We start from the raw sequence: 16,553 nt of genomic DNA on the forward strand, positions 1-16,553 counted from the left end.
CGCGTCATGCACGTGCGCGTGTGAGTGCGTTTCTCCGTCGTGCGTGTGGGTGTGCTCATGCTCGACGTGATCGTGCGCGTGTTCCCCATGCGGATGCGTGTGAGTCGTGTCGCCGTGACTGTGCTCGTGGGTATGCACTCCGTTGGTCATGACTCGATGCTGGCATGAGTCCGGCTTGAGCGCACAGATGCAAGATCTTGCCTATTGCAAGTCCTTTGCTGTTAGCTGCTCCCGGCAACACGGACTTCTGGGGAGGATCTGCATGCGGCGAGCTGTTCTGGTGGCCCTCGTTCTGGTGGCGGGGTGTTCATCTCCCGACGGCGCGACGACCGGGCAGGCCACGTCGATCGTCATCGGCGCGGGCAGCGAGCCGGAGAACCTCAACCCCGTGCTCGGCTACGCCCCGGACGGCGCCGCGAAGATCTTCGACGGGCTCGTGACCCGGGATGCCTCGCTGGCGCTGAAACCGGCGCTGGCCGCGGAACTGCCGACCGCGTCGGCGGACGGCCTGACGTGGACGGCCAAGCTGCGCAAGGACATCACGTTCTCGGACGGCACGCCGGTGTCCGCCGACGACGTCGCGTTCACCTACAGGTCCGTGCTGGACAAGAAGGTGAACTCCACGATCGCCTCCCGGTTCGACGCGCTGACCGAGGTGAACGCGGTCGACGCGGGCACCGTCGAGTTCAAGCTCTCCTACCCGTACGCCCCGTTCGCGCAGCAACTCGCACTCGGCATCGTGCCCGCCGCGAAGCTCACGGGCACGGACATCAACAGCGCGCCGTTCAACACCGCCCCGGTCGGCACCGGCCCGTACACGGTCGAGTCGTGGCGCAAGGGCGACCGGATGGTGTTGAAGGCCAACGAGAAGTACTGGGGCGGCGCGCCCGCGATCAAGTCCGTGACCGTCGTCTTCGTGCCGGACGACAACGCCCGCGCGACCCGCATGGCCGCCGGCGAGTTCGACGGGACGGTGCTGCCGCCCAAGCTCGCCCAGACCTACCGCGACCGGTCCGGCTACAAGATCGTGCAGAACCCGTCCGCCGACTACCGCGGTCTGGGCATCCCGTCCGAACTGCCGCTCACCTCGTCGCCGCAGGTCCGGCGCGCGATCAACCTCGGCATCAACCGCCAGGCCATGATCGACGCCGTGCTGGCGGGCTCCGGCAAGCCCGCCAGCACACCGATCTCGCCGTACCTGAAGGACTGGTACAACGACAGTTCCGCGTTCGGCTACAACGTCGCCGAGGCCGAGAAGCTGCTGGACGAGGCCGGGTGGCGCAAGGGCGCGGACGGCAAGCGCGCGAAGGACGGCCAACCGGCGAAACTGCCGGTGCTCTACCCCGCGCCGGACGTGCTGCGCAAGGAACTGGCGCTCGCCACGGCCTCCGACATCGCGAAGCTCGGCATCGACGCGCCCGTCGAGGCCACGACGTTCGAGATCATGCTGCAACGCCAGAAGGAAGCGGCGGCGGTGTGGGGCGGCGGCGACCCGTACGACCCGGACACGGCCGCGTACACGTTGCTGCACTCCCGTTACGCGGGGCAGTCGGGCTACGTCAACATGACGCTGTACAAGAACTCCACCGTGGACGCCGCGCTCGACACGGCGCGCCGCAGCCTCGACCCGGCCGCGCGCAAGAAGGCCTACGACGAGTTCCAGACGGCTTACACGGCCGATCCCGCCTGGGCGTTCCTGGTGTTCCTCGACCACACCTACGTGCTGCGCGACAAGTGGAACGGCCAGGAGACCCAGGTCGAGCCGCACGACCACGGCCTCGTGCACGCGGTGTGGTGGAACCTCGAGCGCTGGACACCGAAGTCGTGATCCGGGCCGGCACTCGCGGTACCGCCAGGTCGATCGGCCTGTTCGCGTTGCGGCGCCTGGCCTTCGCGGTCCCGGTGCTGCTCGTGGTCAGCTTCGCGCTGTTCGTGCTGGCCAAGGCCAGCCCGTTCGACCCGGTCGAACGCTACTTCGGCGTCCGGATCATCGGCGCCTCCCCGGAACGCGTCGCGCAGCTGCGCGAGAACTGGGGCGTGGACGAACCCGTCGTCACCCAGTACTGGGCGTGGCTGCGGCACGCTCTGGCGGGCGACCTCGGCGACTCGCTGTCGTTGCAGCAACCCGTGTCGGCGGTGATCGGCGACCGTCTCGGGTGGACGGTCCTGCTCGTGTCGGTCGGCTTCACGCTGGCCCTGGTGCTCGGACTGCTGCTGGGCACGCTCGCGGCGTGGCGGCAGGGCTCGTGGCTCGACCGTTCGATCACGGGCAGCTGCTACGCGCTCGAGGCGGCGCCGGTCTTCTGGCTCGGCCTGGCGGTGCTGTACGTGTTCGCTTTGCAGCTGCGGTGGCTTCCCGGTGGTGGCGTGACCACGGGCTCCGAACCGCCGTCCGTCGGCGGGGTCGCTGTCCACATGGTGCTGCCGGTGGCGGTGCTGGCGATCTCGCAGGCGCCGTGGTTCGTGTTGTTCGTGCGGCAGAACCTCCTCGAGTCGTTCACGCAGGACCACGTGATCGGCGCGCGGGCTCGTGGGCTGCCCGACCACCTGGTGGTGTCGGGGCACGCGTTGCGCACCTCGCTGCTGCCGTTCCTGACCCTCCTCGGCGCACGACTGCCCGAGCTGATCACCGGGGCGTTGCTGGTGGAGACGGTGTTCTCGTGGCCGGGCATCGCGCGGGCGACGGTGGAGGCGGCGCTGAACGTCGACTTCGCGTTGCTGGGCGCGCTGACCGTGATGGCGACGGGTGTGGTGCTGGTGGGCAACCTGCTGGCCGACGTCCTGTACGCGCTGGCCGACCCGAGGGTGGCGCTCGATGGCTGACCTGCTCTGGCGTCCTGCCCCGCGCAGCCGCCTCACCGCCGCGAGCCCGCCACGCTCACCGAAGTGGCGGCTGCTGCCCTCCGCGATCATCCTCGGGGTCGTCGCGCTGACCGTTCTGGTCGTGCCGCTGTTCGTGGAGCTCAACGAGCAGTACGTCGACCTCGCGATCGCGAACCAGCCACCGTCGGCCGGGCACCTGTTCGGCACCGACGAGCTGGGGCGCGATGTGTTGCTGCGCTGCGTTTACGCGCTGAGGGTGTCCCTCACCGTCGGCGTGGTCGCCGCCCTGATCTCGGCGCTGGTCGGCACGGCGGTCGGCGCGCTGGCGGGGTCGATCGGCGGCTGGTTCGACCGGATCATGATGCGCGTGGTCGACGCCATCGCGTCGGTGCCGCATCTGTTGCTGGGCATCGTGATCGTCGCGATCCTGCGGCCGAGCCTGTCCGCGGTGATCATCTCGATCGCGCTGACGCACTGGCTCACCGCCGCCCGGATCGTGCGGTCGGAGGTGCTGTCGCTGCGGACCCGGCCGTTCATCGACGCGGCGATCGTCGGTGGCGCGTCGAGACTTCAGGTGATGACCCGTCATCTGCTGCCGAACGTCGCCCCGCAGGTCCTGCTCGCGACCACGCTGATGGTGCCGCACGCCGTGTGGCACGAGACGGCGTTGTCGTTCCTGGGCCTCGGTCTGCCGCCCCACGCGGCCAGCATCGGCAACATGATCAACGACGCCCAGCGCTCGTTGCTGATCGGCGGCTGGTGGATGTCGCTGGCACCCGGACTGCTGCTGATCATCACGACGCTGGCGGTGTCCGGGGTGAGCGGTGTGTGGCGGGATCGGCTGAACCCCAAGCGGCGCACGGAGTTGACGTGGTGAACCTGGAGATCGACCGGGTGTCGGTGCGGTTCGCGCTCAAGGGCGCGACCGTGGAGGCTGTGAACGACGTGTCGCTGCTCATCCGGCCCGGCGAGTGCGTGGCGCTGGTCGGCGAGAGCGGCTGCGGCAAGACGGTGCTGGCGTCGGCGTTGCTCGGGTTCCTGCCCGGCAACGCGGAGACCAGCGGCAGCGCGCGGCTCGGCGACGTGGATCTGCTCGCGGCGACCGACCACGAGCTGGCGACCACGATCCGCGGCCGGCAGATCGGCCTCATCCCGCAGAGCCCGGCGAGCCACCTGACGCCGGTTCGCACCGCGCGTTCCCAGCTCGAAGAGGCCGCACGGGTCCTGGGCGGCGACGCTCTTCAGGCCGCCGACCGTGCGGGGCTGCTCCCCGAGCACCTCGACCGCTACCCGCACGAGCTGTCCGGCGGCATGGCGCAGCGCGTCGCGAACGCGCTGGCGCTGGTAGGCGACCCGTGGCTGCTGATCGCCGACGAACCGACGACCGGCCTCGACCGCGACCTCGTGGACGGGCTGCTGGACGAGTTCCGCAGGCTCGTCGACGACGGCCACGCCGTCCTGCTGATCACGCACGACCTCGCCGCGGCGCACAAGATCGCCGACCGGATCGCGGTGATGTACGCGGGACGGATCGTGGAGGTCGGCCCGGCCCACGAGGTGCTCGACAACGCGAAGCACCCGTACAGCCGCGGACTCGCCAACGCCCTGCCGGAACGGGACTTCCTGCCGATTCCCGGCCAGCCGCCCCTGCTCACCGACCTGCCCGCGGGGTGCGCGTTCGCCCCGCGCTGCGAGCAGGCCACCGCGATCTGCGAGGACCGCCCCGTGCTCACCGACGACCCGCACGCCGTCGCGTGCCACCGCCCGTGCTGACCGCGAACGGCATCACCGCCGGCTACCGCGACCCGGTGATCACCGACGTCAGCCTCACCGTCCAGCCAGGACAGACCGTCGGCCTGGCCGGACCGAGCGGGTCCGGGAAGTCCACTTTGGCCCGTGTGCTCGCGTTGCTGCACAAGCCGTTCGCCGGCACCGTGGAGATCGACGGCGAGACCGTCACCGGGTTCCGGTTCCAGGCCGTCCAGCGCACGAAGATCGGCGTGCTGTTCCAGCAGCCCAGGCTGTCCGTCGACCCGCGGTTCACCCTCCGTCAGGCGATCGCGGAGCCGTTGAAGAACCAGGACCGGGTCGACGAACTGGCCTCGCTGGTGATGCTCACCGACGACCTGCTGGGCCGCCGCCCGCACGAGGTCAGCGACGGCCAGTTGCAACGCGCCTGCCTGGCCCGCGCGCTCGCGCTGAACCCGCGCTACCTGATCTGCGACGAGATGACGACGATGCTGGACGCCTCCACGACGGCCGCGCTGGTCGGCGTGATCCGCGCCTACCAACGTGAATCGAACGCGGGTGTTCTCGCGATCTCGCACGACACCACGCTGCTGACGAGGTGGGCCGACGAGACCGTCAGACTTTCAGCACCGCGTCCACTATGACGTTGTTGCGGTAGCTGCCCGCGACCCGGTCGAACTCGCCCCCGCACGTCACCAGCCGCAACTCCGACAACGGCGTCGGCCCGTACACGGCGTCCGTCGGGAACGCAGTCTTCTCCGTCGTGTGAGTGCTGCTCACGACGAACGTGAGCTTGCTGCCGTCCTCGCGTTCGACCAGCACCTCGGCGCCGGGCTGCAGCTCGGGCAGCCGAAAGAACACACCGGGCCCTGTCTTCGAGTCGACGTGCCCCGCGATCACCGCCGGACCGGCGTCCCCCGGCGCGACGCCCTTGGCGTACCACCCGGCCTTGTCCGCACGCGTCGGCGGCTCCAGCACCCCGGCGGAGTCGATCTTCAACGCCTCCAGCGACGTGTCGACCCCGATCGACGGGATCAGCACCGTCACCGGTTCCGGCACCTCGTCCGCGCCGGGCCCCTTGACCACGTAGATCAGCGTGACCAGCACGGCCGCTCCCATCAGGAGCTTGCCCTTGGCCATCAGCCGAACCGGAACAGCCGGCCGCGCACCGAGTACATCGCGACGCCCACGATGAGCGCGATCACGAGCGCCGTGAGCCAGTCCCAGCCGCCGGCCATGCCGCCGAACCCGGTCTCCTGCCCGCCACCGGGCACGACCTCGGCGCCCTTGGCGTCGGTGCGCAGCTCGATCCGCCGGGCGCTGACCAGCATCGAGTAGACGCCGCCGGGTTCGAGCGTGGCCTCCAGCGTCGTGGAGTCCTTCCCGCGCGGCAGCACCTGCAACCCGTCTTTGCCGGGCAGCATCACGACGTAGCCGGTCGTGGAGTTCGCCTGCACGTTGCGGTGCACGAACACGCTGCCGCGCAGCAGGTCCATCTCGGCGTCACCGGCGTTGATCACCCGCAGCCGCGCCTGCCCGTTCGGCGGCAGGCTGACGTCGTCCTCGAGGACCTTCATCGAGGACGCGATGTCGATGACCGTGTACGCCTTCCCTGCGCCTGCCTGCACGAGCACCGACCGCAGCACCGGGCTCCCGGGATCGGCCCCGGCCGTGCGGAACTCGACGACGTGCTCCCCCGCCTCGACCCGGCGGTACTCGTAGAGCTCGGCGTAGTCGAGGGTGCCGAGCTTGACGCCGTCGAGCGTGGCGTCGACCCGCGCCTGGTCCATCGAGAAGTGCCCGAGGCGCACGTACGTGCCTGTCGCGGCATGCGCGGGCGTGGCCGAGAGCAGCAGCAACAGCACAACAGCGAGCACTCGCACGCGGACCCCTCCCCTCACTGGACGTGTCAACGATAACGCGCCTGATCAGGGTGCGGTGAGCTTCGGCCGGCCGCCGGGGTGCGTCACGGTGGCCCCGGAGGCGTCGACGGCGAGCCTCGCCGCGTCCGCCGGGCCGTCTCCACGCGTGAGAGCGAACGTCAGACCCGCCACGAACGCGTCCCCGCCACCGGTCGTGTCGACCACGTCGGCGTCCCCCAGGGGTAACACCAGTTCTCCCCCGTCCCACACGAACACATTGCCCACACCGTCCACGGCGAACGCCACGAGCTCCTTCGGCATCAGCTCGCGGGCCGCGCGCACGGCGTCGTCGGCGCTCGTGATCTTCCGGCCGGTCAGCAGCTCGGCTTCGCGGTGATCGGCGCGCACCACGTCGGCGCACGCCAGCAGTTCGTCTCGCAGCCGTTCGGGCGCGCCGTCGAGCACCACCCGCCCGGATGCCGCCCGTGCGGCCTTGAGCGCGACCTCAGGCGGTTGCTGAAGCTGCACCACCGCGGTCGCGGCACGGGCGATGAGGTCGACGGGCAGATCCTCCTCGCGCAGCAGCACCTCGTCCGGAACGTCCTCCAGGTACCGCCAGCCGTCCGCCACCACGTCCACGAACAGCGCCGTGCGACACCCAGGCCGCCTGACCACGGCATCGGTGGCGATCCCGTCCGCCCCCGCCCGCGCGATCAGGCGTGCGCCGACGTCGTCGTCCCCGACCACGCCCACGAGCGCGACGGGCGCGCCCAGCTGCGCGAGACCGACCGCGATGTTCGCGCCCTTGCCGCCGAGCATCTCCCGGCGTTCCCGCACGGGCGCCGTGCCGCCGGGACCCGGCACCTCGTCCACGACGAGCACCAGGTCCCGCGCCACCTGTCCGACCACCACGATCTCGTCCACGGCGATGGGTTACCCGCCGCGGATCGGTTGATGTCAGCTCCGCGGGAACTGATCGGTGACGTCGTCACCGTCCGGCAGCACCGCGAACAGGTCCACCGGCGTCCGCTGCGACACCATCTCGCTGCGGTGCGCACGCTTGAGCCGGTCCCTGGCGACGACGACCTGCTGGCTCGGCGCGGACAGCACGAGGACCGGCACCGCGCCCTGCGCGACGTGCGCGCCCACCCGGTCGGCGGTCCCGCGCCCGAACTTGAGCACCTTCCCGTACCGCATCAGGTAGAGCAGGGTCTCCTCGCCGCGCAATCGCTTGAGCTGCCGCACTTCCCCGCTCTCGTCGTCGCGGCCCCACGTGCCGTGCGACTTCGTGAGCCAGCGGAATCCGGTCCACGGCAACCCGTGCACGTCCGTCGCGAGCACGGTCCAGCCGGGCCGGAAGTACTTGGCCAGGCGGACCTTCACGGTCGTCGCGGCGATGAACTCCGAGTTCTCCCGCCAGGTGCCGTCGAGCTCCAGCCGGTGCGCGATCTTCTGCACCGCCGGATCCGGCACCGACCTGTCGTCCAGGCACACCAGGCACCTCGTGCGCCAGCCGACACCGCACGAGCGCGCGACACCGCACCAGCCGCACTGCTGGATCTGCACGGGCGCACCACCTGGCCGGTCGTGCACCACTTTCATCTGGTCGGACACAACCTGCAGGCACGGCGCGCACAAAGCGCACCACGCGACCTCGGTGACCTCCTTGCGCGGCAACCGGGTCATGCAGTTGATGCACTGCTTCACTTTTGCCCTCCCCTTGCGGGAAAGCCTATTCCAGCGCCCTTCGCAGGCGCGAGGAGACGAGAGCGTGACGAGGATCGGTGGCTGGGAGCAGCAGGTTCAGGCGTTCGAGCACCTCGGCGTCCTCCCCGCTGTCCGCGAACGACAGCAGCGCGTCGAGATCTCCCCGCTCCAGCACGCCCTTGCGCACCGCGGCGGCGAGATCGACGCGTTCCTCGCGGACCACCGGAGCGTCCGAACGGGGTAGCAGATCACCGCTGTAGTGCCGGGTGGCCTTGCCCGCGTCGCCTGATCGCAACGCCGTCCGCACGTCGAGGAAGTCGCCGCGCACCACCGCATCGAGCCGATATGGCCTCGTCAACAGGACATCACCGAGCTGCGCACGCAGCCGATGCAGCTCCGCGCGGACCGTGGTCGGGTTCCCACGTTCACCATAGAGCAACAACGCGAGTTGCTCGGCCGTGAGTCCCTTGGGGTGCAGCGCGAGCGCCGTCAGCACCTCCGCGTTGCGCAGCGTCAGCCCCAGCGGCCGTCCGTCGAGATCGGCGTGCAGCCCGCCCAGGAAGTTCAGCGTGAGCACGTGCTGCCGCGGCGCGAACTGCCCCAGGTGGTGCTCGGCCAGCCGGGCGGCCGCGGACACGAGCTGCGCGACGGCCGGGTGCATGGTCTTCAGCGGCCCGCTGACGTCCACCACCCCCAGCAGCAGCCCGGTGTGGGGGTCGTGGATCGGGCTCGCCGCGCACGTCCAGCCGTGATAGGTGCGCACGAGGTGTTCGCGGGAATGCACGGTGACGGATCTGCCGGTCGCCAGCGCCGTGCCCATCGCGTTCGTGCCGATGACGTCCTCGCTCCAGCGCGACCCCTCGGTGAGGCGGACGCGTTCGGCCTTGTGACGGACCCCGTTGTCGCCCTCGCACCACAGGATGTGGCCGCGGGTGTCGGTGACGATCATGATCGTGTCGTCCATCGACAGCGTGTGCGTGAGCAGCGGGACCGTCGCCGCGAGCGGATGCGCGCCACGCAGGTCGGCGACCTCGTCCGGCGCGTAGACGACCGGCGCCTCGTGCCTGTCCGGGTCGACGCGCGCGGCAAGGGAGCGCCGCCACGACTCGAAGATCACCGGACGCGCGGCACCCAGCTCGACTGGGTCCATTGGTCCAGGATGCAGCTCGTACCGCCGTACCGGCAAGCCTGCCGTTGCTCCGATCGGATGCAACGTGGGTGAAACGTTGCCGGTTCTACGTTCGCCGCCTGTTCGCAACGACGCGGAAGGCAGGCCCCATGTCGAAGTACGCGGCTCCAGGACAACCGGACAGCGTGATCACCTATCGCGACCGGTACGACCACTTCATCGGAGGCGAGTACGTGCCGCCCGCCAGGGGCCAGTACTTCGCCAACCCCACCCCGGTCACCGGGGAGGACTTCACCGAGATCGCCCGCGGCACCGCCGAGGACGTCGAACGCGCGCTGGACGCGGCCCACGGCGCCTCCCGCGCGTGGGGCAGGACGTCGGTCGCGGAGCGCGCCAACGTGCTCAACAAGATCGCCGACCGCATCGAGGCCAACCTGGAGATGCTCGCGGTCGCGGAGACGTGGGACAACGGCAAGGCGGTCCGCGAGACGCTCGCCGCCGACCTGCCGCTCGCCGTCGACCACTTCCGCTACTTCGCGGGCGCGCTGCGTGCCCAGGAGGGCGGCATCTCGCAGATCGACGAGGACCTGGTCGCCTACCACCTGCACGAACCACTCGGCGTGGTCGCGCAGATCATCCCGTGGAACTTCCCGATCCTGATGGCGGTCTGGAAGCTCGCGCCCGCCCTGGCCGCGGGCAACGCGATCGTGCTCAAGCCGGCCGAGCAGACGCCGGCGTCGATCCACGTCCTGATGGAACTGATCGCCGACCTCATCCCGCCGGGCGTGCTGAACATCGTCAACGGGTTCGGCGTCGAGGCGGGCAAGCCGCTCGCGTCCTCGCGCCGCGTGGCCAAGGTGGCGTTCACCGGCGAGACGACCACCGGCCGGTTGATCATGCAGTACGCCAGCGAGAACATCATCCCCGTCACGCTGGAGCTCGGCGGCAAGTCGCCGAACGTGTTCTTCTCCGACGTCGCCTCGCAGCGGGATGCCTTCTACGACAAGGCACTCGAAGGCTTCACGATGTTCGCGCTGAACCAGGGCGAGGTCTGCACGTGCCCGTCGCGGGCGTTGATCCAGAGCGACATCTACGACGGCTTCATGGGCGACGCCGTGGAACGGACCCGCGCGATCAAGCAGGGCCACCCGCTCGACACCGAGACGATGATCGGCGCGCAGGCGTCCAACGACCAGCTCGAGAAGATCCTGTCCTACATCGACATCGGCAAGCAGGAAGGCGCTCGCGTCCTCACCGGCGGCGAGCGCGCCGACCTCGGTGGCGAACTGTCCGGCGGCTACTACGTGACGCCGACGATCTTCGAGGGCGACAACAAGATGCGGATCTTCCAGGAGGAGATCTTCGGCCCGGTCGTCTCGGTCACCCAGTTCTCCGACTACGACGACGCCATGAAGACCGCCAACGACACCCTCTACGGCCTGGGCGCCGGCGTCTGGTCCCGCGACGGTTCCGTCGCCTACCGCGCAGGCCGTGACATCCAGGCGGGCCGCGTGTGGGTGAACAACTACCACGCCTACCCGGCGCACGCGGCGTTCGGCGGCTACAAGCAGTCCGGCATCGGCCGCGAGAACCACAAGATGATGCTCGACCACTACCAGCAGACCAAGAACCTGCTCGTCAGCTACTCCCCGAACGCCCTGGGCTTCTTCTGATGCCCCGCGTCGCACTGACCCCTGAGGCCGCGGACGTTCTCCGCGGCCTCAGGGCCGAGCACGGCGACCTGATGTTCCACCAGTCCGGCGGCTGCTGCGACGGCTCTGCCCCGATGTGCTACCTGGCCGGGGAGTTCCGCACGGGTGGGTCCGACGTGCACCTCGGAGACCTGGCGGTCGACGAGTTCGTCATTCCTGTGTGGATGTCCGCGGCGCAGTTCGAGTACTGGAGCCACACGCACCTGACGATCGACGTCGTGCCCGGTCGTGGGAGCGGTTTCTCGTTGGAGGCACCGCTTGGAATACGTTTTCTGGTGCGCTCTCGACTGCTGGCGGACGACGAGCTCTAGCATGTGGCCGCATGACCGTCCAATGCGGATGCTGCGGAGCCGAGATCACCTCTACGGACCGCATCGACTACAGGCTCAACCGTCCGGAGCAACTGCTCGGGGTGCCCGGCGAGCAACTCGGTGCCCCCACGGGCGGGCTGCTCGTCGGACCGGACGGCGACTCCTACATCCGTTGCCTGCTCCCGGTTCGGCTGACCGGCGGAACCGAGCTCGTGTTCGGCGCGTGGACGCAGATCAGCAAAGTCGACGCGATGTACGCGCACGCCGTGTGGGACAACGACGACCAGTACGCGAACCTGCGGATCTCCGGCACGTTCGCGAACGTGATCAAGCCGTGGGACCTGCTCGGTGTCCCGGTCGAGGCCGCGGTGCTCAACATCGACGAGCTGCCGTACTTCACCTCGCACCCGGTGCTGGAGCGGGAATGGGACCGCGACGAGGTGCTGTGCCGCATCCGGCACCCGTTGCCGATCCCCGTCCGCGAGACGCTCGGCGAGGTCTGGACCATCGAACGCACCGACGGCATGCGCTGCGTGGTCGACGGCCGCACGGTCAGGTTCACGAGCCCGGACCGCCGGGTGGCGCTCGACGTCTACGCCGACCTCACCGGCGGCAGCGTGAGCGACTTCCTGGGCGCGGTCCTCGACGGCTACCCCGCGAGCGCCGAGCACTCCGTGTCGCACGACGGCCCCGAGTTGCGTCACGCGTTCTGGCTCAGCGAGGTGATCGACGGCCACGAGGAGCAGGTATTCCACGGGCACGTCGTCCGTCCCGGCACGATGATCTCCGTGCGTTGCGTGTACCGGTATCCGGCAGACAAGGCGTGGGCGCAGCACGTGCTCAACAGCGTCCGGTACATCGGGTGACGGCCTGCGCGTGCTGCGGCACCGAGACCGACGACTCCGGCGCCATCGACCTGGACCTCGGCCTGCCGGCCGGAGTGCGGAACCCGAAGCTCCTGGCCGGTGGCAACGTGCTGCTGGCCGACGACGACGCGTTCGTCCGTGCCGTACTGCCCGTCGAGCTGACCGGCGACCTCGAACTGTGGTTCGGCGCCTGGATGCGCGTCGACCTCGGCGACGCCCTGCACGCGGCCGACTCGTGGGACGGCCCCGGTTACGCCTCGCTGAAGCTGACCGGCACGTTCGCGCACGACGTCAAGCCGTGGGACGGCCTGCGCGGCGCCGAGGTGGTCGCCGAGGTCCGCGAGCCCGATGACCTGCCCGAATACGTCCAGCACCCGTTGCTCGGCACGACCTGGGACCGCGACCAGGTGCTCAGCGGCTACCTGGTCGAGCTGCCGGTCTCGATCCGGCAGAAGCTGCCCGGCCAGTGGAGCATCGAACGGACCGCGGGCCTCACCCCGCACGTGCTCGAAGAGGGCCTGCGCTTCGCCGGTCCCGGCCGCGCGGTGTTCGTGGACGTCCGCAGGGCCATCGGAACGTCGGCCGAGAAGTTCCTGGACCTCGCGCTGGAGGGCGCGCCTACCGTGCCTGAGGACCAGCAGTTCCTCGTGCGCGACGGCGTCGAGCTACGGCACGCGTTGTGGCTCACGACCACTTCGGAGGGCGTGACGCGGCACGAGTTCCACGGCCACGTCGCGCGGTTCGGCGAGATGCTCGTCGTGACGTGCGTGCACGACGACCCGGCCGACCACGCGTGGGCGCGGCACGTGCTGAACAGCGCTCGCTTCCGCCGCGTGACTCGCTCGTAACGTCAGGGAAATCCCAAGTTTGGGTGAGTGAGCTGGACCACTTGCCGAGCTGGACTCACGATTCCCGCCATGAACGTCCTGCTGGCATTCGCACTCACCGCGAGTCTCACGTCGCCGGTGCACCTGCCTCCGACCGCGCCGTGCCCGGAGAACGTCCCCGCCGGCACCACCTGCTACGAGGGCCGGGACCCCAACGGCGCGTACTACACGATCGCCGTGCCGAAGAAGTGGAACAAGACGCTGGTCGTGCACTCGCACGGCGGTCCCGACCTGGGCGAGCCCACGCCGGAGCGCACGCGTGACGACCTGAACCGCTGGTCCGTGATGGTCAAGGAGGGCTACGCGTGGGCGGGCACCTCGTACCGGCGCGGCGGCTACGGGACGCGGATGGCGGCCGAGGACACCGACAACCTGCGCAAGATGGTCAGCGCGATGCTCAAGCCGCACAAGGTGTACATCCACGGGCAGTCGTGGGGCGGCAACGTCGCGGCAAAGACCATCGAGCTGTACAAGGGTTATGACGCGGCGCTGCTCACGAGCGGTGTCATGGCCGGTGGTTCGCGCGGATACGACTACCGCGTCGACCTGCGCGTGGTCTACCAGTACTACTGCGGCAACCACCCGCGGCCGTCCGAGGCGCAGTACCCGCTGTGGCAGGGCCTGCGTCCCGGCTCCACGATGACGACCGCCGGGCTGCGCGGCCGGATCGAGGAATGCCTCGGCGTGGCCGGGAGCCGCACGCCCGAGCAGCAGCAGAAGCTCGACGACATCCTCGCGGTCACGAAGATCCCCGAGGAGACGCTGAACTCGCACCTGAACTTCGCGACGTTCACGTTCCGCGACATCGTGCATCTCCGGCTGGGCGACCGGAATCCTTGGAGCAACGCTGGCGTGGTGTACAAGGGTTCGCACGACGACAAGGCGCTGAACGCGGGCGTCGAACGCTTCGCCGCAGACCCCGCGGCCCGTGCTGAGCTCGCCTACGACAGCGACCTCACCGGCAAGATCGACATCCCGGTGCTGTCCGTGCACGCGATCGGCGATCCGACCGCGTTCGTGGAGCACGAGTCGGCCTACCGGGACGTCGTGACGAAGGCAGGGCGCTGGTACAACCTCGTGCAGACCTTCACGACCGAGGCCACGCACAGCGCGTTCAGCGACTCCGAGTACGCCGCGGCCATGCAGTCGCTGGAGGCCTGGGAGAAGTGGGGCGTCCGCTCCAACGCCTTCCTGGTCGCGGCGGCCTGCTCCAGCCACGACAAGAAGTACGGCACGGGGTGCTTCTACAACCCCTGGTACAAGCCGAAGTCCTACGAGTCCCGGGTCGCGCCCCGCAAGTGACCCGCTGAAGAAGGGCCCGGCCGTGCGCACCGCCTCCATCACGCTGCGCACGGCCGGGCCCTAGTCTCGCGCTTGACCTCTACATTAGTCGAGGTACGACGATCTTCACCATGACCGACATCGCGGAAATCGAAGAGCTCGTCGCCACAGTCCAGCACTCGCAGCAGAACGAGCTCGCGGAGGAGTTCATCGGCCTCTTCCGCGCCGACGCGATCTGGACGACCGCACACGGCAAACGCCTCACCGGCCGCGACGAGATCGCCTCCTTCACCCGCCAGGTCCTGCCCGGCGCGACGAAGGAGTCGACCGCCACGTACGAGGTGGCGCACGTCGTGTTCATCCGCCCGGACGTGGCGGCGGTCAAGATCCGCCAGCGCCCGGTGAAGCCCGACGGCACAGTGATCCCCGACCAGAACGAGGGCTCACCGCTCTACGTCCTGTCCAAAGAGGACGGCACGTGGAAGATCGCCGCCGGGCAGAACACCATCGTGCTTTAGCGGCCCTGCAGCGACTTCACCTTGTCGCCGAAGGTCCAGTTCTTCGAGCCGTCCCAGTTGATCGACCAGGTCATGAGGCCCTTGAGCTGGCCGCCGAAGCTGTTCCACGCCTGCCCCACCAGCGTGGGGTTCATGTAGCCGCCGCCGGCACCGGGCTGCGCGGGCAGGCCGGGAACCTGCTTGTCGTAGGGCACCTTGATCGTGGTGCCCTGCACGACCAGTCCCTTGTTCAGGCACTGCGTCTGCGCCACGAACCCCTGCACGGTCCCGGCCGAGTAGCTGTCACCGGCACAGCCGTACATGGAACCGTTGTAGTACTGCATGTTCAGCCACCACAGGCGGCCGTTGTCCGCGTACTTCTTGATGATCGGCAGGTACGCGCCCCAGATCGACCCGTACACGACGCTGCCGCCCGTCACGTACGCGGTCTCCGGCGCCATGGTGAGCCCGAACCCGGCGGGCATCGCCGCCAGCACGCCGTCGATGATGCGGATCAGGTTGGCCTGCGAGGCCGACAACGAGTTGATGTTGCCGCTGCCGACCAGCCCCGTCTCGATGTCGATGTCGATCCCGTCGAAGTTGTACTTCTTCAGAATCGGCACCACCGTCGCGACGAACCGGTTGGCCACGGCGGCCGAGCTCAGATCGATGCCCGCCGCCGCGCCGCCGATCGACAGCAGGATCGTGGACCCGGCCGCCTTCGCCGCGCACATCTCGGCGGGCGTGGCGACCTTCACCCCGGCGTCCATGCCGTCCTCCCACAGCACCGTGCCGTCGGAGCGGATCACGGGGAACGCCGCGTTGATCACGTTGTAGCCGTGCTGCTTGATGCGGCTGTCGGTGATCGGCGTCCAGCCGAACGGCGGGTGCACCCCGTTCGACGCGCCGTCCCAGTTCTCCCAGTACCCGTGCAGGACCTTGCCTGCCGGACGGGGCTTGAGCGCGCAGGTGTCGGCCGCCTGGGCAGCGGACGGGACGAGCACGGTGCTCATGAGCAGAAGCAGGGCGGTCAGTGCCCTCAGCAACAAGCGGGCAGACATTCGCTCACCTTTCGCTTACAGGCGGCGACCCGCTGTCATTGAAGCACGAAATGGTCCAGACCTCTACTCAGGAGGATCCTGGGCGCCCGGCAACGGACCAGGACCGTCGTTCGAAACCTCGAGGTTCGGCTGCTCGGCTATGTTCCGCCTGTGACGAACGTCGGAGCACCTGAGGCCGAAGGCCCGGTGAGTCGCCCGCCGGCCTTCTTCCAGCAGCCGTTCTGGACCGCACTGGGGCTCGCCGTCATGCTTGCCGGTCCCCTGGCCCTGGTTGCCGTCTGGGGCGGTTACGTCCCTGACGACGACAAGCCCGCCGTCGTCGTGACCGGCCTCGTCCTGACCGCCGTCACCGTGGTCGTCACGATCGTGGCCGTCGTCGGCACCGCTCGGGACCGGCGCGTGTGGCGCGACCTGGACACGGCCGGCGTGCGCGTCCTGGGTCAGGTCACGTCCGCCGAACGCGTGTGGTGCGGCGAGGACCGCTGCACCAGGGTCGGGATGCTGGTCACCGTGCCGGGCCGGGCGCCGTTCACCACGAGCCACCTCGTCCACGGCGAGAAGATCGTCGAGGTCGGGACGAGCTTCCCGGTCGACGTGCACCCGACGCGCGACCTCTTCCGTCTGGTCGACGAGCCGTCCTCGGGTGAGCCGTCCCGCTAGCTCTCGCT

General features: G+C 69.4%; 18 protein-coding genes. 12 read left to right on the top strand and 6 right to left on the bottom strand.

The window, feature by feature from the left end; translation table 11 throughout:
- Positions 1-262 precede the first annotated feature (262 nt).
- From OG205_RS15285 to OG205_RS15305, 5 genes are read left to right on the top strand one after another with little or no spacing between them, the layout of a single operon-like run.
- Complete coding sequence (locus OG205_RS15285) at positions 263-1,828, top strand: ABC transporter substrate-binding protein (protein WP_330276906.1); 1,566 nt, start codon at positions 263-265, stop codon at positions 1,826-1,828.
- Positions 1,795-2,823 (top strand): ABC transporter permease, encoded by a 1,029-nt coding sequence (locus OG205_RS15290; protein WP_330276907.1) that lies wholly within the window; start codon positions 1,795-1,797, stop codon positions 2,821-2,823. The genes OG205_RS15285 and OG205_RS15290 overlap by 34 nt, the downstream gene beginning before the upstream one ends.
- A complete protein-coding gene (locus OG205_RS15295) occupies positions 2,816-3,700 on the top strand; it encodes an ABC transporter permease (RefSeq protein WP_330276908.1) in 885 nt (294 codons plus the stop codon). Before OG205_RS15290 ends, OG205_RS15295 begins: the two co-directional genes overlap by 8 nt.
- Complete coding sequence (locus OG205_RS15300) at positions 3,694-4,596, top strand: ABC transporter ATP-binding protein (RefSeq protein ID WP_330276909.1); 903 nt, start codon at positions 3,694-3,696, stop codon at positions 4,594-4,596. The genes OG205_RS15295 and OG205_RS15300 overlap by 7 nt, the downstream gene beginning before the upstream one ends.
- Positions 4,578-5,216, top strand: coding sequence for an ABC transporter ATP-binding protein (locus OG205_RS15305; RefSeq protein ID WP_330276910.1), 639 nt, complete (start codon positions 4,578-4,580; stop codon positions 5,214-5,216). The genes OG205_RS15300 and OG205_RS15305 overlap by 19 nt, the downstream gene beginning before the upstream one ends.
- Here OG205_RS15305 and OG205_RS15310 read toward each other — a convergent pair.
- The 5 genes from OG205_RS15310 to OG205_RS15330 are packed head-to-tail and all read right to left on the bottom strand — an operon-like array spanning position 5,188 to position 9,291.
- Complete coding sequence (locus tag OG205_RS15310) at positions 5,188-5,712, bottom strand: class F sortase (RefSeq protein ID WP_330276911.1); 525 nt, start codon at positions 5,710-5,712, stop codon at positions 5,188-5,190. The two genes, OG205_RS15305 and OG205_RS15310, sit on opposite strands and share 29 nt — an antisense overlap.
- On the bottom strand, positions 5,712-6,455 hold the full coding sequence (locus OG205_RS15315; protein ID WP_330276912.1) for a DUF4397 domain-containing protein: 744 nt from the start codon (positions 6,453-6,455) through the stop codon (positions 5,712-5,714). The genes OG205_RS15310 and OG205_RS15315 overlap by 1 nt, the downstream gene beginning before the upstream one ends.
- A gap of 45 nt (positions 6,456-6,500) precedes the next feature.
- The gene (locus OG205_RS15320; protein WP_330276913.1) at positions 6,501-7,358 is read right to left on the bottom strand and encodes a PfkB family carbohydrate kinase; all 858 of its coding nucleotides are present in this window, start codon (positions 7,356-7,358) and stop codon (positions 6,501-6,503) included.
- Positions 7,359-7,391: 33 nt separating this feature from the next.
- Positions 7,392-8,141, bottom strand: coding sequence for a hypothetical protein (locus OG205_RS15325; RefSeq protein WP_330276914.1), 750 nt, complete (start codon positions 8,139-8,141; stop codon positions 7,392-7,394).
- 25 nt (positions 8,142-8,166) lie between these two features.
- Complete coding sequence (locus tag OG205_RS15330) at positions 8,167-9,291, bottom strand: GAF domain-containing protein (RefSeq protein ID WP_330276915.1); 1,125 nt, start codon at positions 9,289-9,291, stop codon at positions 8,167-8,169.
- Between the two features lie 128 nt (positions 9,292-9,419).
- Between OG205_RS15330 and adh the strand changes: the two genes are divergently transcribed.
- The 6 genes from adh (at position 9,420) to OG205_RS15360 (ending at position 14,845) form a co-directional block, all read left to right on the top strand.
- Positions 9,420-10,943: an aldehyde dehydrogenase gene (adh, locus tag OG205_RS15335; protein WP_330276916.1), complete on the top strand. Its 1,524-nt coding sequence runs from the start codon at positions 9,420-9,422 to the stop codon at positions 10,941-10,943.
- Positions 10,943-11,293: a DUF779 domain-containing protein gene (locus tag OG205_RS15340; RefSeq protein ID WP_330276917.1), complete on the top strand. Its 351-nt coding sequence runs from the start codon at positions 10,943-10,945 to the stop codon at positions 11,291-11,293. The genes adh and OG205_RS15340 overlap by 1 nt, the downstream gene beginning before the upstream one ends.
- Positions 11,294-11,304: 11 nt before the next feature.
- The gene (locus OG205_RS15345; RefSeq protein WP_330276918.1) at positions 11,305-12,159 is read left to right on the top strand and encodes a hypothetical protein; all 855 of its coding nucleotides are present in this window, start codon (positions 11,305-11,307) and stop codon (positions 12,157-12,159) included.
- Complete coding sequence (locus OG205_RS15350; RefSeq protein WP_330276919.1) at positions 12,156-13,007, top strand: hypothetical protein; 852 nt, start codon at positions 12,156-12,158, stop codon at positions 13,005-13,007. Before OG205_RS15345 ends, OG205_RS15350 begins: the two co-directional genes overlap by 4 nt.
- 69 nt (positions 13,008-13,076) lie before the next feature.
- Positions 13,077-14,348 carry an alpha/beta hydrolase family protein gene (locus OG205_RS15355; protein WP_330276920.1) on the top strand — a complete coding sequence of 424 codons (1,272 nt, stop codon included), beginning with the start codon at positions 13,077-13,079 and terminating at the stop codon, positions 14,346-14,348.
- Positions 14,349-14,458: 110 nt separating this feature from the next.
- Positions 14,459-14,845, top strand: a complete 387-nt coding sequence (locus tag OG205_RS15360; protein ID WP_330276921.1) for an SgcJ/EcaC family oxidoreductase — start codon at positions 14,459-14,461, stop codon at positions 14,843-14,845.
- Here the strand turns inward: OG205_RS15360 and OG205_RS15365 are convergent.
- Positions 14,842-15,885: a chitinase gene (locus OG205_RS15365; protein WP_330276922.1), complete on the bottom strand. Its 1,044-nt coding sequence runs from the start codon at positions 15,883-15,885 to the stop codon at positions 14,842-14,844. The genes OG205_RS15360 and OG205_RS15365 overlap by 4 nt on opposite strands.
- A gap of 150 nt (positions 15,886-16,035) precedes the next feature.
- Here OG205_RS15365 and OG205_RS15370 point away from each other — a divergent pair, with 150 nt between their 5' ends.
- Positions 16,036-16,545 carry a hypothetical protein gene (locus tag OG205_RS15370; RefSeq protein ID WP_330276923.1) on the top strand — a complete coding sequence of 170 codons (510 nt, stop codon included), beginning with the start codon at positions 16,036-16,038 and terminating at the stop codon, positions 16,543-16,545.
- The last annotated feature ends 8 nt before the right edge of the window (positions 16,546-16,553 follow it).

Source organism: Lentzea sp. NBC_00516, from assembly GCF_036346835.1.
Taxonomy (GTDB): domain Bacteria; phylum Actinomycetota; class Actinomycetes; order Mycobacteriales; family Pseudonocardiaceae; genus Lentzea; species Lentzea sokolovensis.